Source organism: Aliisedimentitalea scapharcae (assembly GCF_045277565.1).
GTDB classification, from domain to species: Bacteria; Pseudomonadota; Alphaproteobacteria; order Rhodobacterales; family Rhodobacteraceae; genus Aliisedimentitalea; species Aliisedimentitalea scapharcae.
The window spans coordinates 3,105,132-3,126,912 of record NZ_CP123584.1; the positions used below are offsets into that span (position 1 = coordinate 3,105,132).

Below are 21,781 nucleotides of genomic sequence, written 5' to 3' on the forward strand. Positions count from 1 at the left end.
TTATTCCTGCGCACCTGAGCGCATCGCCCGGGCCATTTCTGCGGCTTCATTCAAAACGTCCCGATCCAATCCAGTATCATATCCCAACCGGTGCAGATGGTCATACACGGCCTCGGTCGCGACATTCCCAGCCGCACCCGGCGCATAGGGGCATCCCCCCAATCCGCCCACCGCGGCATCAAACACCCGCACCCCCAGCGACAGCGATGCATCAATATTGGCCAACGCCCGCCCGGCCGTGTCATGATAATGGCCGGCCAATCGGGTCACCGGAACGCGGTCGCGCACAGCCAGAAGCATCTTGGCAATGGCCTCGGGCGTGCCCTGCCCGATGGTATCGCCCAATGACACCTCATAACACCCCATGGCAAACAACCGGTCCGCCACGGCCGCCACCTGTTCGGGTGGCGTGGGCCCATCAAACGGGCAATCGGTCACACAGGATACATAGCCCCGCACCGGCAAATCAATATGGCGCGCCGCGTCCAGAATGGGTTCGAACCGGGCAATGCTCTCTTCGACAGTGGCGTTGATATTGGCCTTGGAGAACCCCTCGGACGCCGAAGCAAACACCGCAATCTCATCGGCACGCGCGGCGCGCGCATCTTCATAGCCGCGCATATTCGGCGTCAGCGCTGCATAGCGCACCCCCGGCGCGCGGGCGATCCCGGCAAGAACCTCGGCCGATCCGGCCATTTGCGGCACCCATTTGGGCGACACGAAACTGGCCACTTCGATCCGGGAAAACCCGGCACGGCTCAGACAATCCACCAGCGCAATTTTCTCTGCCACCGGAATGGCGCGTTTTTCGTTCTGAAGCCCGTCGCGGGGCCCCATTTCGAAAATCTCGACTCGGTCTCCCATGGGGGAACCCTCCTGCTTCTTTCTGGTCAAAAATACCTCTGCACCACGGGGGCCACAGGCAATGTGTCAGCCATCTTCTTCTTCCAACCGCACCAGCGCCGCACCGGCCTCGACTTGATCGCCCGCTGCGGCGAGTACTTCGGCCACGACGCCGTCACGCGCTGCCAGCAGCGAATGCTCCATTTTCATCGCTTCCAGAATGGCCAAACGGTCGCCCTCCTGTACTGTCTGCCCGGCCTCGGCAAACACCGCCTTGACCAGCCCCGGCATCGGTGCCTCAATCACATTGGTGTCTCCCCCCGCGCTGGCATCCCTGTCCAGCGGATCTATCACGTCAAAGACCAAACCATAGGAATCAAAAACCGTAATCGTCGCTCCGGCCCGGGCCACATCCGGCATCCGCACACCGCCCAGTTGCCAGATGCCGCCGTGGCGTTCGGCCACCAGACGATCGCCGCCCAGGTTCCACAGCTGGCGATCCGGACCTTCGACCTGTACGTCGACCTCAAAAACCTCGTCCTGATGTGACAGGGTCACGGCCCGGTGCAAAGGCGCCCAAAGCGTAAAGCCACTCTCGCCCTGGCCCTCGACCAGATCCAGCGCGACCATGGCCGCGGCGACCTTGTGGTGCAGTCCGGTTGCAGGCTGCGCCACAAGATCGTCCAGATCCCGTGCGATCAGCCCGGTATCGACCTCGCCATTGCCGAACCCCTCATGCCCGGCCAGCGCCCCCAGGAACGCGAGATTGGTGACTGTGCCCCCCACCTGGGTCTCTTCCAAAGCGCGCGACAGGCGCGATAGGGCAACCCGGCGGGTGGGCCCGTGCACGATGACCTTGGAGATCATCGGGTCATACCACGGGCTGATCGTGTCCCCGGCGCGCACGCCGCTGTCGGCGCGGCATTCGGACGGAAATTGCAGATGTGTCAACGTCCCGGTGGCAGGCAGGAACCCTTTTGGCACATCCTCGGCATAAAGGCGCGCTTCGAACGCGTGGCCGGTGATGGTCAGGTCCGCCTGCGCGGCCGGCAGGCTTTCGCCAGCGGCCACCCGCAGTTGCCATTCCACCAGATCAACGCCAGTGATCAGCTCAGTCACCGGATGTTCCACCTGCAGGCGGGTGTTCATTTCCATGAACCAAAACCCGTCAACCCGCAGACCATTGGAGCCATCCACGATGAATTCCACGGTACCTGCGCCCTTGTATCCGATCGCTTCGGCGGCGCGGACCCCCGCCTGGCCCATGGCCGCGCGCACTTCGGCAGGCATATCGGGCGCGGGGGCTTCTTCGATCACCTTCTGGTGGCGGCGCTGAAGCGAACAATCGCGCTCAAACAGATGCACAGCTTGGGTGCCGTCCCCAAAGACCTGCACTTCGATGTGGCGCGGTTGCTGGATATATTTTTCGATCAAGACGTCCGGGTTGCCAAAGGCGGTCGTCGCCTCGCCCTTGGCGCTCTCCAGCGCATCCATGAAATCACCCGGTTGTTCGACCAGACGCATGCCCTTGCCCCCGCCACCGGCGACCGCCTTGATCAGGACCGGATAACCGATGGCGTCAGCAGCGCCAAACAGATGTTCGGGGTCCTGGTTGGCTCCGTGATAGCCGGGCACAACGGGCACACCCGCCTCTTCCATCAGCGCCTTGGCCGCGTCCTTGAGCCCCATTTTGCGGATCGCATCCGCCGAGGGACCGATAAAGGTCAGGCCCGCGGCTTCGACCGCATCCACAAACCCGGGGTTTTCGGACAGGAAACCATAGCCCGGATGGATCGCCTGCGCGCCGGTTTGTTGCGCCATGCGAATGATTTCTGCGCCTTTGAGATAACTGTCTGCGGGCGCCGGGCCACCGATATGCACGGCCTCATCTGCCATCGCGACATGTTTGGCGCTGGCATCCGCGTCGGAATAAACAGCAACGGTTTTCACACCCATCGCACGGGCGGTTTCCATCACGCGGCAGGCGATTTCGCCACGGTTGGCAATAAGAATTTTATCGAACATGGGGTTGGTCCTTGTGTTTAGACGTCGGACCGGGGGCGCTGCCCCCGGACCCCCGGAGTTTTTGAGCAAGATGAAGGAGCGGGCCTACATCCGGAACACGCCGAACTTCGTATCGGCAATCGGTGCATTCAACGCGGCGCTGAGGGACAAGGCCAACACGTCGCGGGATTTGCGTGGGTCGATGATGCCGTCATCCCACAGGCGGGCAGAGGCGTAGAGCGGGTGGGATTGCTCCTCGAACATCTCGATGGTGGGGCGTTTGAATTCGGCTTCGTCCTCGGCCGACCATTGCCCGCCCTGGCGTTCGATGGCATCGCGTTTCACCGTCGCCAACACACCAGCGGCCTGTTCGCCGCCCATCACCGAAATGCGGCTGTTGGGCCAGGTCCACAGGAAGCGCGGCTGATAGGCACGCCCGGCCATGCCGTAATTGCCAGCCCCGAATGAGCCACCGACCAGCATGGTCACCTTGGGCACATTGGTCGAGGCCACAGCCGTCACCATCTTGGCACCATGACGCGCGATGCCTTCGTTTTCGTATTTGCGCCCCACCATGAAGCCGGTGATGTTTTGCAGGAACACCAGCGGGATCTTGCGCTGGGAGCACAGTTCGACGAAATGCGCGCCCTTTTGCGCCGCCTCTGAGAACAGCACGCCATTGTTGGCGACAATGCCAACGGGGCACCCTTTGACATGGGCAAACCCGGTCACGAGAGTTTCGCCGAACCGGGGTTTGAATTCGTCAAAACGAGAGCCATCCACCAGCCGCGCGATCACTTCGCGGATATCATAGGGGGTGCGCAGATCACCCGGCACCACGCCCAGGATCTCTTCGGGGTCATAGGCGGGGTCTTCGGGGTTGGCCCAGTTCACGGTCAGCGGTTTGGTGATGTTCAGCGAGAGCACCGCGCGCCGCGCCAGGGCCAGCGCATGTGCGTCGTCTTCGGCCAGGTAATCTGCAACCCCGGACAGGCGGGTGTGCACGTCACCACCGCCCAAATCTTCGGCGCTGACAATCTCGCCCGTCGCCGCCTTGACCAGCGGCGGACCAGCCAAAAAGATGGTGCCCTGTTCTTTCACGATGATAGTGACATCGGACATGGCAGGCACATAGGCCCCACCGGCGGTGCAGGACCCCATCACCACAGCAATCTGCGGAATGCCCTTGGACGACATCCGCGCCTGATTATAGAAGATGCGGCCAAAGTGGTCGCGATCCGGGAACACTTCGTCCTGCTGCGGCAGATTGGCACCACCGCTGTCGACCAGATAGATACAGGGCAGATGGTTTTCCTCGGCGATCTCCTGGGCGCGCAGGTGTTTTTTCACTGTCATGGGGAAATAGGTGCCGCCCTTTACGGTCGCATCGTTGCAAACCACCATGACGTCCTGACCATGGACGCGACCGATGCCCGCAACCACGCCGGCCGCGGGGGCCGCATTGCCATACATGTCATGGGCCGCCGTGGCACCAATTTCGAGGAAAGGCGAGCCAGGATCCAGCAGGTTCGCGACCCGGCGACGCGGCAACATCTTGCCCCGGCTTTCATGACGGGCGCGGGATTTTTCACCCCCTCCCAAGCGCGCGGCCTCGGCCGCTTCGGAAATCTGGGCCAGCGCATCCAGATGCGCCGCGCGGTTGTTTTTGAAGCCTTCGGAGGAAGGCATCGCCTTGGATGTGAGTTTCATTTTTATCTCCGGCTTCGCAATATGTTGATTCGTTTACTAGTTTCCCGGCTCAGGCAGATCGAATAAGCTGTTCCCGCCGCCGAGCTTTGCCCATATTCGCTCTGTTCAAATCTGCACTCCTCTTCGCGGAATTGCCGCCAAGCAACAGAGCGCGTCATTACCAGTTCAAATGCGGAAATATCGGGTTCTCGATCCGCAGCAGCCGAACGATCCCGCACTGTGGCCCGTTGCAGCAATTCCAAAAGCTCGTCCTGATAGACATCACGCCAAATGAGAAACGCATGGTGATTGCAATTCGACTGTTTGACACGATCATCAGGTTGATCCCAATCCGACATGCAGGTGTCGAAGGAAATTCTGGTGCATGCTTCTGGATTGTTTTGGAAATCGGGACTTGCCATGCAGGCTGCAACATCCGCACGCATAGCATCATAGGGCAGAAAGATAGAGTTCCCCGTATCCGCAGTGCCCAAGCTCGCCCACGTCGTCAGGAACAAAGAGACGAATGCAAAAACGGACCTGTGCCAAACCGGTTGCGTATGACTGTCCGCCATCATTTGACCTCCCCCTGTGCCCGCGCCTTCAGCGCCTTGCGGATCACCTTGCCGGTCACAGTCATGGGCAGCGCGTCGAGAAAGTCGATTTCGCGGGGATAGGAGTAATGAGCAAGGCGGGTCTTGACCCAATTCTGCAACTCGTCCGCTGTGGCCTCGGTCCCGTCCTTCAACACCACATAGGCCTTGACGATCTCGGTCCGCAGCGCGTCGGGTTTGCCGACCACGCCAACGGTCGCCACAGATGGGTGGGTTAGCAGGCAATCCTCGATCTCGGCCGGGCCAATGCGGTAGCCAGCCGACGTGATCACATCGTCTTCACGGCCGACGAAGCGCAGATAGTCGCCCTCCCAGATACCGCGGTCACCGGTGATCAGCCAATCGCCTTGGAACTTTTCTGCCGTAGCATCCGGACGGTTCCAGTATTCCAACATCATCGAAGCCGATCCCCGGCGCACGGCGACATCACCCTCTTGTTCCGTGGGCTGGCCCTGATCGTCGATCACGGCGACTGCGTGACCCGGCACCGGTTTACCAATACAGCCGGGGCGCGCCGGAAAATCGACCGCGCAGGAGGACACGGTCACATTGCATTCGGTCTGACCGTAGAATTCGTTGATCACGAGCCCAAAGGCCTCGCGACCCCAGGCCAGCATTTCGGCCCCCAGAGGTTCACCACCGGACGCGACCGATCGCAGTCCCGGCAGGCTGTGACCGGCGGCCTTGAGCATCCGCAGCGCCGTGGGTGGAAAAAACACATTGCGCACCCCTGCCCCGCTGATCAGATCGGCACAGCCTTGGGCGCTGAATTTGTCCAGACGCGCAGCCACCACCGGCACGCCCAGCGCCAGTCCCGGCATCAACACATCGAACAATCCACCAATCCAGGCCCAATCCGCCGGGGTCCACAGGCAATCGTCCGGCTGGCCCAGATGGTCATGGCTGATCGCCACGCCCGGCAGGTGCCCGGTCAGAACCCGATGTCCATGCAGCGCACCCTTGGGGCTGCCCGTGGTGCCGGACGTATATATCAGAACCGCAGGCGTGTCGGGGGTGGTATCAGCAAATGGAACCGACTCTCCCGGTATCCCGGCCTGCGCGACCAAAACGGCCTCGGCCAGATCGCCCAGCAATGTCGCGCCTTCGGGATCGGTAAAGACAAACCGCACCCCCGCATCCCCCGCACGCGAGGCCAGCGCATCATGTTTGAACAGTTTGAACAGTGGCACGGAAATTGCGCCCACCTTCCAGATTGCCAGATGCGCAGCGGCACACCAGGGGGATTGGGACAGCAGCACACCGACCCGATCTCCCGCAGAGATTCGGGTGCGCAAATATCGCGCCAGCCCATCAACCATCTGCGCCAGTTGGCCAAACGTGATATCCCGTCGCCCCCCACCGGTCATATCAACAATCGCCACGTCATCGGGTAACCCGGACAACGCCTGGTGGGCCATGTTCAGCCTGTCGGGAAGATCCCAGGAGTGATCTGGCATCAAGCCGAAAGTTTGGGTCACAGCGGCCATCAGCCATGCCTCCGCTGCATAGCCGACATGTCGATTACTTCAATATTTTCAAAGGGAAGGCCGACGTCTTTTTGATGCAGATCATGGAATGTGTTCGCCGCGCGCGCCAATGTTTGCGCACGTTCAAGACCAAAGGTAATAAAACCATGAAACGCACACTCATAGCCTTGACGCTGACCACTGCCATCGCAACCATTGCCGGACCTGTTGCCGCGCAATCGCAGGGCGATTGGACTGTTGGTATCGGTGTCGGCAATGTTAACCCCAAATCCAACAATGGCACGCTGGCTGGCTCTGCGGCCTCGATCGGCGACGACACGCGTCCGATCTTTACCGTGGAATATTTCATCCGCGACAACCTGGGCATCGAACTGCTGGCGGCAACCCCGTTCGATCATGACATTGCTTTGGGCGGAACCAACATCGGATCGACCAAGCACCTGCCGCCCACCCTGTCGGTGAACTATCACTTCCCGACCCAAACCGCGTTCAAACCGTTTCTCGGGGTTGGCCTGAACTATACAACCTTCTTTGAAGAGACCACGCCGCTGGGCAACCTCGAACTGGACGACAGCTTTGGTGTAGCGCTGCACGCCGGGGCCGACTATCAGATCTCGGACAATGGCGCGATCCGCCTGGACGTGCGCTGGATCGACATCAGTTCGGACGCGACCCTGAACGGCGCATCCATCGGCACAGCCGATATTGATCCGGTCGTTGTTGGCCTGTCCTACGTGCACCGTTTCTGATCCTTTGTGATCTTTGGCGGGGCCCCACGGCCTCGCCAATTTCAAATGGCCCGCCTGTCCTCCCTCGGTCAGGCGGGCTGTTTTGTCTTACATCTTTGTCATCAGCTCGCGCCCGATCAGCATCCGGCGAATTTCGCTGGTACCCGCGCCGATTTCCATCAGCTTGGCATCGCGGAAAATCCGGCCCACCGGGTTGTCGCTCAGATACCCAGCACCGCCAAAGGCCTGCACCGCCTGATGCGCCTGGGTCATCGCCACTTCGGAAGCATAAAGACAACATGCAGCGGCGTCCTGGCGGGTCACGGTGCCCTTGTCACAGGATTTGGCGACTTCGTAGATATAGGCACGCGACGAATTCATTGCCGTGTACATGTCGGCAATCTTGGCCTGCATCAGCTGAAAATTCCCGATCGGTTGGCCGAACTGTTTGCGCTCTTTCATGTAGGGCATCATTTCGTCCATACAGGCCGCGATGATCCCGGAACCGATCCCTGCCAACACGACACGTTCATAGTCGAGCCCGGACATCAGTACCTTGACGCCTTTGCCCTCTTCGCCCAGCACGTTTTCAAACGGCACTTCGCAATCGTCAAAGATCAATTCACCGGTGTTCGACCCGCGCATGCCCAATTTGTCGAAATGCGGCGATGTCGAGAACCCTTTGAATTCTTTTTCAACGATAAAGGCTGTCATCCCCTTGGATCCCGCATCCGGGTCGGTTTTGGCATACACCACCAACGTGTCGGCATCGGGACCATTGGTGATCCAGTATTTGTTCCCGTTCAGGCGATAGTGATCATTGCGTTTTTCGGCGCGCAGCGACATCGAGACAACGTCCGACCCCGCACCCGCTTCGGACATGGCAAGCGCGCCCACGTTTTCGCCAGAAATCAGACCGGGGAGGTATTTCTCTTTCTGCTCCTGCGATCCATTCAGTTTGATCTGGTTCACACATAGGTTCGAATGCGCGCCATAGCTGAGCGACACAGAGGCGCTGGCTCGGGCGATCTCTTCGACTGCAACGGTGTGGGCCAGATAAGACATCCCTGCACCACCAAATTCTTCGGGCACAGTGATGCCCAACAGGCCCAGCTCCCCCATCTCTTTCCACAGCTCAGCCGGGAACTCATTGGTCTGGTCAATCTCGGCGGCCAGCGGTTTGACCCGCTCCTGCGCCCAGCGGTGCACCATGTCGCGCAGCGCGTTGACGTCATCCCCCAGGTCGAATTGCATCGTCTCGTTGAACATAGCGCCCTCCTCGTGACGGTCGTCGGCAAATTATTTGAACACTTGTTCATTTCATACGCAGCAGAATGATTCGCGTCAACTGTGGCAACTGTCACATCCCGGCGAATGCCGCAGCGTTTGCGCCACTTCGGGAGATTTTGGGTAAAAGCCGCGGATGATCGCCCAGACAAATCCGCCTTCGCGCCACATTCCGGCCACGCGCACCCGCCAAATCTGCAGGCACCATTGAACAACAAAGACTTGCCTGACTGCCATGCCCACAAATCTGATCGTCAACGGAACTTTCAACTCCGGCTCCACCGGCTGGAGCGGAACGGATCTGGAAACCAGTTATCGGGAATCCGCTTATCTGGGGAACGGGTCCTCCAACCGCGTGGCCGAAATGGATGGCCGGTCTGGCCAGGTCACGGTGATGGAACAGAGCTTTGCCGTGACAGGCAACGGAGAGGTCTCTGCCACCTTCAACATCGACAGCGCCCTGCGGACAGCGTCGTTGGGGCAGGCCGGACAAGAAGGCTTCACTGTTGAAATCCTGGACAGTTCCGGCGGGATTGTCGGGTCGATGACGATCCTGCCCACGGTAAACAGTTTCTCGACTTATTCGATGGATGTGCTCTTTCCGTCATCAGGCACGTATACCCTGCGGATGACGGAACTGGGGCCCAATAACAGCCTGGGCGCGATCATCGACAATGTGGAACTCATGGTCTGTTTCTGCAACGGTACGATGATTTCCACACCGGGCGGGCCGCGCCCGGTCGAAAGCCTGCGTGTCGGGGAAACGATTCTGACACAACAAGGACCGGACGTTCTGCGCTGGATCGGCAAACGTCACGTGAGCGCCACAGATCGGGCCAGCAACCCCAGTCTGCACCCGGTTCGGATCTCAGCAGGCGCTTTGGGTGCTGGCCTGCCTGCGCGCGATCTGCGTGTGTCGCGCCAGCATCGCATGCTGTGCAGCAACCGGATTGTTTCAACCATGTTCAATGAACCCTCGGTCCTGGTCGCCGCGATCCGTTTGGTGGGGTTGCCCGGCGTGTCGCTTGACGAAATCCCCAAAGCTGTCACCTATTACCACCTGGCTCTGCACCGCCACCAGGTCATCTATGCCGAAGGCGCGCCGACCGAAAGCTTCCGCATCACCCGGAACTCGCTGGCCAGTCTGTCTTCCGACGGCCGCAAAGAACTCTTTGCCCTGTTTCCCGACTTGCAAGGCCCCGCTTTCGCCCCCCTGCCGGACGCTGTGGTCATCCCGCCAAGAGCCCGCCAAAAAAGCCTGATTCGCCGCATGGCAAAGAACCGCAAGCCACTTCTTTCGATGGCGGTCTGACCCCCTGCCCCCTGACGCTCGAACAAAACATGGGGGCTTGCGCACCCGCAGCGCGGCTTGCCGCGCTGCCACGCCCAACGGGCGGCGACGCCCCGCTGGGCGTCAACGGCGGGCGGGAGCCCCCCGTTACCCGGCCTGAAACACCGTCGCCACTTCGGATCGGATAATCCGGGCAATTTGGGAACAATCCTCGACACTGAACGTCAGCGGCACCCGGATATCCAGAATTCCTGCCAGAACGCGGTCGCTCTTGGGCAGGCGCGGCGTCTGCGCATAGCGCCAACTGTCATAGCGCGACGTAAAGGCCACCGGATCCGGGGTGCCGAACCATTTCAGCTCCACTCCACGCCCACCACAGCGGCGCACGACCTCTCGAACCGACTCTTCGGACCAGTCCAGCAACAGGAACTGGATCGAAGACCCCACATAGGTCTCCTGCTCGGGCCGCGCGACCACGGTCAGGCCGGGGGTGTCACGCAGGCCATCTTCGATCGCGCGATACCGTTCATTCCACCGCGCAACCTGACGGTCCAGATCCCTGAGCTGCGGGCGCAGGATCGCTGCGCGCAGGTTGTCCATCCGCCCCGAGATGTTCGGGGTGACGAATTTGACCCGCTCGAACACCTCCGGTGCCGGGGCGGCCAGATGCCGCTCATACAGCATATAAGACCCCGACAGGATCGTCGCCCGGGCGGCAATCTCGGCATCATCAGTGATGAACAGCCCCCCCTCGCCCGAGTTCACATGCTTGTAGGTTTGACACGAGTAACAGCCAACCGTCCCGTGACGCCCCGACAGGACCCCATTCCAGGATGCGCCCATCGTATGGGCACAATCTTCGATCACAGTGACACCTGCCTCATCACAGATCTGCATCAGGCGGTCCATGTCACACAGATGCCCGCGCATATGGCTCAGCAACAGCACCCTGGCCTGTCCAACCTTGGCCGCCAGATCATCCAGATCAATGGTCAGACCTTCGGTCACATCCACATAGACCGGACGCGCCCCGACCGACGCAATCGACCCTGGCACCGGTGCCAGCGTAAAGGCATTGGTCAATACCGTATCACCCGGTTCGACCCCAACAGCCCGCAGGGCCGTTGCCATCGCGTATCCGCCCGAGGCCACGGCCAGACAGTATTTTGCCCCCATCTGGGCCGCGAATTCCTGCTCCAGCAGTGCGGTTTCGCTCAGCTCGCCCTCGGCGGTGTTATAACGGTGCAGGCGCCCGTGACGCAGAACCTGCAGAGCAGCCTCGATCGCCGCGTCGGGGATCGGTTCCTGCTGGGTGAAATTGCCGGTAAATATCTCGCTCATGTAGTGGTTTTGGGTCACTGCCCTGCGCAGGTCAAGACACAGAAATCTCAATTTCAAGAAATCAAATCGGGCAGTGCCCCCTGCTGAATTCATGCAAACAGGCGATCCACGATGTCTGGCAGGTCTTCGAACTGGTGCAACAGCGCCTCGGGCTCCAACGCGGCCATATCGTCGCCCGAGGGACCAAATGTCACCAGAACAGACGGCACACCGGCCGCGCGTGCGGTGTTGCGGTCTGTATCGCTGTCGCCAATCAGAACACATTTGTCCGGATGTCCTCCGGCCCGGCGCGCGGCTTCGAACAAGGGTTCGGGGTTGGGTTTGCGCACCGGCAATGTATCTGCCCCGATCATCGACGCAAAGGCATCGCGCACCCCAAGGGACTGCAGCAGCTGTTCAGCCAGGGCTTCGGGTTTGTTGGTGCAGATGCCCACGCCATAACCACGGGATTTCAACGCCTCGACCGTATCCATCGCACCGGGATACATGAACGTGTGGAGGTCTATTGCCCCGCCATACGCCTCAAGAAGCACCGGGTAATAGGCGTCAATCGTGGCCAAATCATACTGCCCGACCCGCTTCAACCCCTCTGTCAGCATCATCCGACCGCCGCGCAGCGCAATCCAGGAATCCGGTCCATGCGTCAATACATCCCCCAATCCCATTTGGCGGAAACAGGCATTTGCCGCTGCCAGCAGATCCCCGGACGTATCCGCCAATGTTCCGTCCAGATCAAAGATCACTGTTCGCATGTCTGCCTCCGTTCGGCGCATTTCCGCCCTTTGATGTTGCAGTTCGCAACCTTGTTTGATGCCGCCCTTGCTTGCGCCGCTGCGCCCAATGGATAAAAAGGCTGGGAGCAAAAGGCAAAGAGATTTGAATATGAGCACAGCACTGGTCATCCTGGCGGCAGGAAAAGGCACCCGGATGAATTCGGATCTGCCCAAGGTTCTTCACCCCATCGCCCAGGCGCCGATGCTGGCCCATGCCCTGCGGGCCGGGGCTGCGCTGGACCCCGAACGCGTGGTTGTTGTCGCGGGACATGGGGCCGACGCTGTGACGCGCATGGTGAACGATCTCGACGAGACAGTGCAGGTGGTGCTGCAGACCGAACAGCTGGGCACCGCACATGCTGTGGATCAGGCCCGCGACGCGTTGGACGGGTTTACCGGGGATATTGTGGTTCTCTATGGTGACACGCCGTTCATCAGCGCCGACACATTGGAACGTATGATCGCCGCGCGCCAAAAGGCCGAACTGGTCATTCTGGGATTCGAAGCCGCTGATCCCGCCCGCTATGGGCGTTTGGTGATGGATGGTGACAGCCTGGAACGCATTGTCGAATTCAAGGACGCATCAGACACGGAACGGGCCATTTCCTTTTGCAATTCAGGTCTGTTGGCCTGTGATGCTCAGGTTCTGTTCTCGCTGATTTCAAAGGTCGGAAATCAAAATGCGTCGGGTGAATATTATCTCACCGATGTGGTGGAACTGGCCCGGACGCAGGGACGTGCCGTCACGGCAGTCGCCTGTGACGAATCCGAAACGCTGGGTGTCAATTCACGTGCGGACCTGGCCCGCGCAGATGCAGTGTTCCAGGCGCGCGCCCGCGCCGAACTTCTGGATCTGGGTGTCACGCTGATGGCACCTGAAACCGTTTATCTGGCCTATGATACGGTGATTGGTCGCGATACGGTGATCGAACCCAATGTGGTCTTTGGTCCTGACGTGACGGTCGAGACCGGCACCACCATCCGCGCTTTTTCACATCTCGAAGGCTGTCACGTCAGCCGGGGGGCCGTGGTCGGCCCATACGCCCGACTGCGCCCGGGAACCGAACTGGCCGAGAATGCCAAGATCGGCAATTTCGTCGAAATCAAAAACGCCGAAATAGCGGCCGGTGCCAAGGTCAATCACCTCAGCTATATCGGAGATGCCAGCGTCGGTGCCGGCACCAACATCGGTGCCGGTACAATCACCTGCAACTATGATGGCGTGATGAAGCACCGCACTCAGATCGGCGCAGATACGTTTATCGGGTCCAACACTTGCCTCGTGGCCCCCGTAAAGATTGGCAACGACGCCATGACGGCCACTGGAACAGTTGTCACCAAGGATGTCGAGGACGGCGCATTGGCGTTGGCCCGCACACCACAGGTGAACAAACCGGGCAGCGCCAGGAAATTGATGCAGATTCTGAAGGCCAAGAAACTGAGATTGAAAAAGGGGCAGTAACCATGTGTGGAATTGTCGGAATTCTGAGCAACCACGAAGCTGCGCCAACGCTTGTCGAAGCTCTCAAACGGCTGGAATACCGGGGCTATGACAGCGCCGGCATCGCGACCGTCAACAAGGGAAAGCTGGGACGTCGGCGTGCCGTGGGCAAGCTGGTCAACCTCAACGACCTGTTGGTGCATGACCCGCTGCCTGGCAAATCCGGAATTGGCCATACCCGCTGGGCCACCCATGGTGCCCCGACCGTTTCCAATGCCCACCCGCACCGCGCGGGCTGTGTTGCCGTGGTTCACAATGGGATCATCGAGAATTATCGCGACTTGCGCGGCGAGTTGTCAGAGTGCGGGATCGAATTCCAGACCGAAACCGACACCGAAACCGTGGCGTTGCTGACTGAACGCTATATCACCGACGGACTGGACCCGGTCGAGGCGGCTTTCAAAGCCCTGGACCGGCTCGAGGGTGCGTTTGCGCTGGCGTTTTTGTTTGACGGTGAAGAAGACCTGATTGTCGCCGCGCGCAAGGGCTCTCCGTTGGCCATCGGCCATGGAGATGGCGAAATGTATGTGGGCAGCGATGCCATTGCGCTGGCGCCTCTGACCGACCGCATCACCTATCTGGAAGAGGGCGACCGCGCGATTGTCACCCGGAGCGGGGTCGAAATCCGGGATCAGCATGGCGCGTTGGCCAATCGTAACTTGCGCACCATCCAGATTGACACATCCCAGGTCGATAAGGGCGGGCACAAACATTACATGGCCAAAGAGATCGCGGAACAGCCCCATGTGATCGCCGAAGCCATCCGCCATTACCTGCCGGTTGGCGATGATATGGTGCACCTGCCCGGCGACGGGATCGATTTCACCAAGGTCCAACGCCTGACCATGGTGGCCTGTGGCACCGCCTATTACGCCTGTCTCACGGCCAAATACTGGTTCGAAAAAATCGCCCGCCTGCCGGTCGAAGTCGATGTCGCAAGCGAATTCCGCTATCGCGAACCTCCGATCACAGAGGGCACCCTGGCATTGTTTGTCAGCCAATCCGGGGAAACAGCGGATACGTTGGCCGCCCTGCGATTTTGTCAGGACAAGGCCGACAAGATCGTGTCGGTTGTCAATGTGCCCGAAAGCTCGATCGCGCGCGAGAGCGACCTTGCCTTGCCCATCTATGCCGGGGTGGAAATCGGCGTTGCCTCGACCAAGGCCTTTACCTGTCAGTTGGCCGTGCTCTTGATGCTGGCGCTGAAGGCGGCCAATGATCGCGGCGAAATCAGCGCCGAAGATTTGGCCGATCATGTATCCGGATTGCGCGGATTGCCGAATACACTGAATACGGCGTTGGAACAAAACGATGCGATACAGCAAGCGGCCCAACATCTGAGTGAAGCCCGGGATGTGCTGTTTCTGGGGCGTGGCGTGATGTATCCGCTCGCCCATGAAGGCGCATTGAAACTGAAAGAAATCAGCTATATACATGCCGAAGCTTATGCATCAGGTGAACTCAAGCATGGTCCCATCGCCCTGATTGATCAACACATGCCGGTGGTCGTTTTGGCCCCACGTGACGCCCTGTTCGACAAGACCGTCTCCAATATGCAGGAGGTCATGGCCCGCAAAGGAAAGGTGCTGTTGGTCTCGGACAAGGACGGGTTGGACGAAGCCAGGGACGGCACCTGGATCACCATACAGATGCCGCCGATCATGGAAAACCTGACCCCGATCCTCTATTCTATTCCGGCCCAGTTGTTGGCCTATCACACGGCGGTCGCCAAAGGCACCGATGTGGATCAACCCCGTAACCTGGCAAAATCAGTAACGGTGGAATAACCCAAAGGAACACACGGATGTCCAAACAATTCGACCGGATTCATGACGACCACCGCAGCTTCATAGAAGCTCAGCAGATGTTCTTTTCCGGCTCGGCTGCGCCGGACGGACGGGTCAACATCTCTCCCAAAGGGATGGACAGCCTGCGGGTGATGGGGACCAATCGGATCCTCTGGCTGAATCTGACCGGGTCCGGGAATGAAACTGCCGGCCATCTGCTGGAACACCCCCGGATGACGCTGATGTGGTGTTCTTTTACCACCCGCCCGCTGATCCTGCGCTGCTATGGCACGGCCAGAACGGTTCAGATCACGGACAGCGAGTGGGAGTCGCTGGCACAGAATTTTCCACCGCACCGCAGCGCCCGCCAGATCTATGACGTCAGCGTGGACCTGGTGCAGACGTCCTGCGGTTATGCGGTGCCCTTTATGGAGTATGTCTCGGAACGCGACACCATGCAGAAATGGGTGGATGGGAAATCCGATGACGACATCCGCTCCTATTGGGCGGAAAAGAACACGCGGACGCTGGATGGGAAATCAACCGGAGTCCCTGTTGCCGACTGACCGGTTACCCCAGGACACTCATTCGGATTTCACCCGCTGCCCCTGCACAGTTCCGCTGCCGAACCGCACCTCACGGTGTTTTCACGAGATGCCAGGCCAAAAGTGGGTAGCGTATTCTTGATTTAAAACCATCGACCGAAGGGATGATCCCGGCCAAATGTTATCAATCCTTGATATACAGGACATCCCCATGTCGTGGCACTTGAACATATCGATGTGACGCCAATCGAAAGCCACGGGCCTTCATATGCGCATCGATATCTTCGAACTTGGAGCCACCCTCGTACATTGGAACCCGGCTGACTTCGCATTTGCACTGGGCAAATTGTTGCAGGAGATCCCCCAGCCCGCGCAACACCGGCAATTCGTGCCCCTGCACATCCACAACCAGCATCGACCGGTTTGCCTGGTCCAGATCAATACCGTGACGCGCCAGGATGTCTGGCAGCGTGCGGGTTTTCAACGCCAAAACTTCTCCGGTTTCCTGGCTGTGCGGGAACCGTTCGCGATAAGTATCGGTCGATGCGTGAATGGATGAGCTGCTGCCATCCCCGTTGAACCGATTGAACTGCACCTCTTCGCCTGCTTCCGCCGATACCAACGCATTTTCGCACAGGTGCCGGGTGGTTCCGTTGCGGTCCGCCAAAATTCCCTGCAACTTGGAAAATGTGTCTGGGTCGGCCTCGACCCACAACACGGTTCTGGCACCACATTCCTCGTAAAACCAGGCATCTTCGGCCCAATGTGCCCCAACATGCACCACCAGATCGATCGGAGCCCGTCGACGCATCAACAGTTCGTATTTCGAGGCCCGGAAATATTTGCGCCAGCTGTCCGGCACCAATTTCTTGGCACCCCGTTCCACCCCTTTGAGAAAACGCATCTCGTACTCCAACTCGCTTTGCCATCTCTTTATCAGCCCCCTTGATCGGGGAAAACCCATGGCTATGCTGCGCGCTCTGACAGGAGCACAAAAAATGCATCATCCCTATCTGGCCGAGATCCAGGCCCATGCCGATCCCGAACGGGCCACAGGCCAGGCCGCCTATCACAAGGTCGAGCGCCCTTACCTTGGGGTCGCCAACCCGGTGTTGAACGATCTGACCAAGACCTGGCGCCAGACGTTGGATGTCGAACAGCGGATCGCCGTGGCAGATGGGCTGTGGCAGACCAACATTCACGAAGCCCGCATCGCAGCGGCCAAGCTGTTGACCCAGGCCCGCATCCGGCCCGATGACGGCGTCTGGGACCTGCTTTGCAGCTGGATGCCGGATTTTGACGGCTGGGCGATTGCCGATCATGTATGCATGGCAATGCAGAAACGGCTGACTGCTGACCCGACCCGGTTGGATCACGTCGAAGGCTGGACAACTTCAGATCAAATGTGGACCCGGCGTGCGGCTCTGGTGGCCACCCTGCCCTGGACCAAACAAAACCACCCCAAACCTGCGGAACTGGCCGCGCGCGACCGGGTTCTGGGCTGGGCTGCGGGGTATGTGCCCGACCGCGAATGGTTCATGCAAAAGGCCGTCGCCTGGTGGTTGCGGGATCTGTCCAAACATGACCCCGATCGGGTTCGGGCATTTCTGGCCATTCATGGCGAGGCCTTGAAACCCTTTGCCCGCAAGGAAGCCGGCCGATTGCTGCCAGATTGAGCCCCAAAGGGTGCGGCTCAGAACGCAGGAAAGGCCCGGATTTCAACCAGTTCTGTCAGCGGGATTCCCAACTGGCGCATCGCGTCCAGCGACAGGCGGCTTCCTGCGGTTTCGGCTCCGGCAATCGGTTTGAGCGCCACCCGCAGTTCGGCACCGGTTCCGGCAAACACCACACGCCCGGCCTGCTCATTGCCCACCAGCGGTGTTTCCATCCACAAACCCGGGATTGACGGATCGCCCAGACCGGCAATGGTCGTAACCCCCGAAGCCGGCAGGCTACTGGGCCCAGACGGGAGCGGGGTGACGTCGCCGGACTGCTCTGTCGGCAGCGCCTCTTCGGTCACGGCATCGGGCGCAGGCACCGCCGTTTGGGTTGGTTCGGCCTTGGGCGCAGGTTTTAGAAACCCGCCCAGATCACTGGCGGTGTTGCGAACATTATCGCAACCAAACATCAAAAGCGGGAGGGTAAGGATCAAGTATCGCATGACGCCAGATGTAGCCGGGCTGACGTCCTATGACCAGTAGGAACACCATATTGCCCTTGCCGCTGGCAAGGCTCCGCTTTACCTATAGGACATGAACGCTCCGCTGATAGATCCCTTCGCCCGCGCGATCACGTATTTGCGCGTTTCGGTCACTGACAGATGTGACTTCCGCTGTGTGTATTGCATGTCGGAAAACATGACGTTTCTGCCCAAGAAAGAACTACTGACGCTCGAAGAGCTGGACCGCATGTGTTCGACCTTTGTCAACCTTGGGGTTCAGAAGCTGCGGATTACCGGAGGCGAACCTCTGGTGCGTCGCGATATCATGACGTTCTTTCGGTCGATGTCGCGCCATTTGGACAGTGGAGCGCTCCAGGAACTGACCTTGACCACCAATGGATCGCAGCTGGCCCGCTTTGCCGATGATCTCTATGCGGCCGGGGTGCGACGGGTGAACATCTCTCTCGACACGTTGGATGAACAGAAATTCGCCGATGTGACCCGCTGGGGCCGCCTGCCACAGGTGCTCAAGGGTATCGACGCCGCACAAAAAGCCGGGCTTCGGGTCAAGATCAACGCCGTCGCGCTCAAAGGATTCAACGAAGAGGAGCTTCCCGCCATCACGCAATGGTGCGCCGATCGCGACATGGACCTGACGTGGATCGAAGTCATGCCCATGGGCGAAGACATGGGCGACGAAAAGCGGATCGGTCAGTATTGGTCGCTCAAGGACGTGCGGGCCACCTATGCGCAGCATTACACGATCACCGATCTGGCGGAACGCTCTGGCGGGCCCGCCCGCTATGTGCGGCTCGAAGAGACCGGGCAGAAAATCGGCTTTATCACCCCGCTCAGCCATAACTTCTGTGAAAGCTGCAATCGGGTGCGTCTGACCTGCACCGGTGATCTGTATATGTGTCTTGGCCAGGAAGATATGGCGGACCTGCGCGGGGCTCTGCGTGACAACCCGGATGATCCCACAGTTCTGGAGGCGGCAATCCGCCAGGCCATCACCCTGAAGCCCAAAGGCCATGACTTTGATTATTCGCGCCAAAAAGCGGATGGGACAATGTCCCGACACATGAGCCACACCGGCGGCTGAGCGCGCCTTGACCTGCAATGGACGGCTTGTCTTTGCGTCGGGAACAGGGTCGCGCTGCGCGCGATGCCTCCGGCGGAGGTATTTGGGACCAGAAAGAAGACAGGGGCCCACGTCCCATTGGGATCCATTGTGGACCGCGACGGCAGAACGCGCGAGCGAAGTGAGACGACCATGAGCGACGGATTGCCCGGGGCGACGCCCCTGTTGCGGATTTACAGGGGAGCGACGCGGGGATTGGCCCCGATTGCGGGTTTTCTGGCGATGCGCAAACTGGCCCGCCACGGTGTTTCTCCAACACGCCAGCGCGAGCGAATGGGCCACGCCAGCCTGCCGCGTCCCGATGGAACGCTTGTCTGGTTGCACGGTGCCTCTGTCGGGGAAAGCCTGTCTGCAGTGACCTTGGTTTCCCGGATGGCCGCGGCGCTGCCAGATGCGGAATTTCTGATCACGTCAGGAACCGCGACCTCTGCCAAGTTGGTTGAACAAAGGTTGCCATCCCGCACCCGTCATCAATTCGCCGCGCTTGATGCGCCGGGGCCCGTGCGCCGGTTTTTGAAACATTGGCGTCCAACCGCCGCGATTTTTGTCGAAAGCGAATTGTGGCCCGTGACCCTGCGGGACACCCGGAAAACCGGAGCGAAACTGGCTCTGGTCAACGCGCGTCTATCGACCAAATCCGTAGAAAGTTGGAGCAAGTATCCTGAAACGGCCCGATCCGTGATGGATTTGTTTTCCGTACTTCTGACACAGAATTCCGAAATGGCGACGCACCTGCGCAAGATGGGCGCAGCACCCGATCGAATCCGCCCAGGCAGTAATCTCAAGGCCTTTTCCGCGCCTCTCCCCATAGACGGGGCCGCGCTCGCGCAGATTCGTCAACAGTTGGCGGAACGCCCGGTCTGGGTGGCCAGCTCGACCCATCGCGGCGAAGAGGAGGTCGTGTTACAGGCTCATCGGCATCTTTTGAACCCCCGCCCTGACCTGTGCCTGGTTCTGGCTCCCCGCCATCCCGAACGCGGCGATGAGGTCAGCCGGCTGGTGCATGACGCAGGGCTGAGTATGTCGCGCCGTAGCCACAACGAAAGCTCGGAACATGGTGTTCAGGTGTATCTGGCCGATACGCTGGGCGAATTGGGCATATGGTATGCCTTGTCCCCAATCGTCTTTCTAGGCGGCTCTTTACAGCCGATCGGTGGTCACAACCCGTTCGAAGTCGCCCGTGCCAATGCCGCGGTCATCAGCGGGCCTGGCGTGCAAAATTTCGCTGAAACCTTTGATGCGCTCAAAGTGTCAGGAGGTGCCATCGAAGTGTCGGATGCTCCATCTCTGGCGGCGGCTGTTGATCGTTGGCTGACTGACGCGTCCAGCCTGGAACAGGCCCGCGCCGCCTGTTCAACGCTCGCGGCGCGCCAGGACAGCGCTCTGGATGGCGTCGTGGAGACCCTGTGTCGAGCGTTGGAGCTGAATGATGGCTGAGCTGTTCGTGACCAATTTCAATCGCAACTTCACAGGCGTATCTGCCACGGCTGCAAATGTGATCCGCCAACAGGCCAGATCAAGAGACCTGCGGTTGGTCGGGCACCCGCTCCCCGGGTGTCCTGCGCCGATTTCGGTGGCACAGGCGCGCCAGCTCAGCCGGTCGCCCCCCAGGGGAAAAGAGTTTTCCATCTGGCATGTGCGCCGCAACCCCGAAATGCGCGCGGCGCTGTGGGCGCGCGATGTATTGCGACTGCCGATCCGGATCGTATTTACCTCGGCGGCTCAACGGCGGCACTCGGCCTACCCGCGCTGGCTGATCTCGCGCATGGATGCCGTGATCGCCACAACCGAAGCGGCGGCCACCTATGTACCCAACGTCCGCGCCGTTGTTCCTCATGGTGTCGATACCGCTCTTTTTGTTCCTGCGCATGACCGTTCAGCGCTCTGGAAGAGCTTGGGATATGGTGGCAGATGCGGGATCGCAACAATTGGGCGCATTCGCCCGGAAAAAGGCACCGATCTCTTTGTCGATGCCATGATACGCCTGTTGCCATCCCTGACGGGGGCAACGGCGCTGGTCATTGGACGGGCCGCCCGCGAACACTCGTCCTTCCTGAAAGACCTGCAATCCCGCGTCCGCGCCGCTGGCCTGAGTGATCGCATCTTATTCCCTGGCGAAATCTCATCGACGGATTTGCCTGAGCTGATGCGCGGGTTGTCCCTGGTCATGCAATTGCCCCGCTATGAGGGCTATGGTATGGCACCGCTCGAAGGCATGGCCAGTGGTGTGCCATTCATTGGCAGCGACACGGGTTATTATCGCGCGTTCTCCGCACAGGGACGTGGCGGTCTTATTGTCCCGCTTGAGACCTCGCAACAGGCCGCCCAGGCCGCCCAGGCACTACTGGATGATCCCCATCGCCATGCGGCGCTCTCGCGCGCCGCGCGCGATATTGCCGAGAACAGTTTTAGCATCTCCACCGAAGCGGATGGCATCGAAGCCGTCTATGACCAACTCTGGGGTCAGTAACGCGTGCCTGCTTCTTTCTGGTGAAAAATACCTTCGGGGGGAGCCTTGCAATCCGACCCGGATTGCAAGGCGTGGGGGGCAGAAAGCCCCCCTGCCTTGATACCGGTTCAGACCATATC

Annotated in this window: 19 protein-coding genes; 9 read left to right on the forward strand and 10 right to left on the reverse strand. The window is 60.0% G+C overall.

Annotated features, from left to right (window positions below):
* From QEZ52_RS14560 to QEZ52_RS14580, 5 genes are all read right to left on the reverse strand, one after another.
* Positions 1–864, reverse strand: a complete 864-nt coding sequence (locus QEZ52_RS14560) for a hydroxymethylglutaryl-CoA lyase (RefSeq protein WP_406645134.1) — start codon at positions 862–864, stop codon at positions 1–3.
* Between the two features lie 66 nt (positions 865–930).
* Positions 931–2,868, reverse strand: a complete 1,938-nt coding sequence (locus QEZ52_RS14565) for an acetyl/propionyl/methylcrotonyl-CoA carboxylase subunit alpha (protein WP_406645135.1) — start codon at positions 2,866–2,868, stop codon at positions 931–933.
* Between the two features lie 84 nt (positions 2,869–2,952).
* Entirely contained in the window at positions 2,953–4,557 is a 1,605-nt protein-coding gene (locus QEZ52_RS14570; protein ID WP_406645136.1) for a carboxyl transferase domain-containing protein, read from the reverse strand.
* Between the two features lie 2 nt (positions 4,558–4,559).
* Positions 4,560–5,114, reverse strand: a complete 555-nt coding sequence (locus QEZ52_RS14575; protein ID WP_406645137.1) for a lysozyme inhibitor LprI family protein — start codon at positions 5,112–5,114, stop codon at positions 4,560–4,562.
* Entirely contained in the window at positions 5,111–6,637 is a 1,527-nt protein-coding gene (locus tag QEZ52_RS14580; protein ID WP_406645138.1) for an AMP-binding protein, read from the reverse strand. Before QEZ52_RS14580 ends, QEZ52_RS14575 begins: the two co-directional genes overlap by 4 nt.
* Before the next feature lie 146 nt (positions 6,638–6,783).
* On the opposite strand from QEZ52_RS14580, the gene QEZ52_RS14585 reads away from it, so the two are divergent.
* Positions 6,784–7,386 (forward strand): OmpW/AlkL family protein, encoded by a 603-nt coding sequence (locus QEZ52_RS14585; protein WP_406645139.1) that lies wholly within the window; start codon positions 6,784–6,786, stop codon positions 7,384–7,386.
* A gap of 87 nt (positions 7,387–7,473) precedes the next feature.
* On the opposite strand, the gene QEZ52_RS14590 is transcribed toward QEZ52_RS14585, so the two are convergent.
* Complete coding sequence (locus tag QEZ52_RS14590; RefSeq protein WP_406645141.1) at positions 7,474–8,634, reverse strand: isovaleryl-CoA dehydrogenase; 1,161 nt, start codon at positions 8,632–8,634, stop codon at positions 7,474–7,476.
* A 253-nt stretch (positions 8,635–8,887) separates the two neighbouring features.
* Between QEZ52_RS14590 and QEZ52_RS14595 the strand changes: the two genes are divergently transcribed.
* The gene (locus QEZ52_RS14595) at positions 8,888–9,964 is read left to right on the forward strand and encodes a Hint domain-containing protein (RefSeq protein ID WP_406645142.1); all 1,077 of its coding nucleotides are present in this window, start codon (positions 8,888–8,890) and stop codon (positions 9,962–9,964) included.
* Positions 9,965–10,090: 126 nt separating this feature from the next.
* Here QEZ52_RS14595 and QEZ52_RS14600 read toward each other — a convergent pair whose 3' ends face one another.
* Together QEZ52_RS14600 and QEZ52_RS14605 are read right to left on the reverse strand one after the other, a co-directional pair.
* Complete coding sequence (locus QEZ52_RS14600) at positions 10,091–11,284, reverse strand: DegT/DnrJ/EryC1/StrS family aminotransferase (protein WP_406645145.1); 1,194 nt, start codon at positions 11,282–11,284, stop codon at positions 10,091–10,093.
* An 89-nt stretch (positions 11,285–11,373) separates the two neighbouring features.
* Entirely contained in the window at positions 11,374–12,036 is a 663-nt protein-coding gene (locus QEZ52_RS14605) for an HAD-IA family hydrolase (protein WP_406645146.1), read from the reverse strand.
* A gap of 130 nt (positions 12,037–12,166) precedes the next feature.
* Between QEZ52_RS14605 and glmU the strand changes: the two genes are divergently transcribed.
* From glmU to QEZ52_RS14620, 3 genes are read left to right on the forward strand one after another with little or no spacing between them, the layout of a single operon-like run.
* Positions 12,167–13,519, forward strand: a complete 1,353-nt coding sequence (glmU, locus tag QEZ52_RS14610; protein WP_406645147.1) for a bifunctional UDP-N-acetylglucosamine diphosphorylase/glucosamine-1-phosphate N-acetyltransferase GlmU — start codon at positions 12,167–12,169, stop codon at positions 13,517–13,519.
* A gap of 2 nt (positions 13,520–13,521) precedes the next feature.
* Positions 13,522–15,345 carry a glutamine--fructose-6-phosphate transaminase (isomerizing) gene (gene glmS, locus QEZ52_RS14615; RefSeq protein WP_406645148.1) on the forward strand — a complete coding sequence of 608 codons (1,824 nt, stop codon included), beginning with the start codon at positions 13,522–13,524 and terminating at the stop codon, positions 15,343–15,345.
* 17 nt (positions 15,346–15,362) lie between these two features.
* Entirely contained in the window at positions 15,363–15,911 is a 549-nt protein-coding gene (locus QEZ52_RS14620) for a pyridoxamine 5'-phosphate oxidase family protein (RefSeq protein ID WP_406645149.1), read from the forward strand.
* Between the two features lie 163 nt (positions 15,912–16,074).
* On the opposite strand, the gene QEZ52_RS14625 is transcribed toward QEZ52_RS14620, so the two are convergent.
* Entirely contained in the window at positions 16,075–16,794 is a 720-nt protein-coding gene (locus QEZ52_RS14625) for an FkbM family methyltransferase (protein WP_406645151.1), read from the reverse strand.
* Positions 16,795–16,888: 94 nt separating this feature from the next.
* Between QEZ52_RS14625 and QEZ52_RS14630 the strand changes: the two genes are divergently transcribed.
* Complete coding sequence (locus tag QEZ52_RS14630) at positions 16,889–17,566, forward strand: DNA alkylation repair protein (RefSeq protein ID WP_406645152.1); 678 nt, start codon at positions 16,889–16,891, stop codon at positions 17,564–17,566.
* Positions 17,567–17,583: 17 nt separating this feature from the next.
* Here the strand turns inward: QEZ52_RS14630 and QEZ52_RS14635 are convergent, their stop codons facing one another.
* A complete protein-coding gene (locus QEZ52_RS14635) occupies positions 17,584–18,042 on the reverse strand; it encodes a hypothetical protein (protein ID WP_406645153.1) in 459 nt (152 codons plus the stop codon).
* A gap of 100 nt (positions 18,043–18,142) precedes the next feature.
* On the opposite strand from QEZ52_RS14635, the gene moaA reads away from it, so the two are divergent.
* From moaA to QEZ52_RS14650, 3 genes are all read left to right on the forward strand, one after another.
* Complete coding sequence (moaA, locus tag QEZ52_RS14640) at positions 18,143–19,153, forward strand: GTP 3',8-cyclase MoaA (RefSeq protein ID WP_406645154.1); 1,011 nt, start codon at positions 18,143–18,145, stop codon at positions 19,151–19,153.
* A gap of 171 nt (positions 19,154–19,324) precedes the next feature.
* Positions 19,325–20,629 (forward strand): 3-deoxy-D-manno-octulosonic acid transferase, encoded by a 1,305-nt coding sequence (locus QEZ52_RS14645; protein ID WP_406645155.1) that lies wholly within the window; start codon positions 19,325–19,327, stop codon positions 20,627–20,629.
* Positions 20,622–21,662, forward strand: coding sequence for a glycosyltransferase family 4 protein (locus QEZ52_RS14650; RefSeq protein ID WP_406650502.1), 1,041 nt, complete (start codon positions 20,622–20,624; stop codon positions 21,660–21,662). Before QEZ52_RS14645 ends, QEZ52_RS14650 begins: the two co-directional genes overlap by 8 nt.
* The last annotated feature ends 119 nt before the right edge of the window (positions 21,663–21,781 follow it).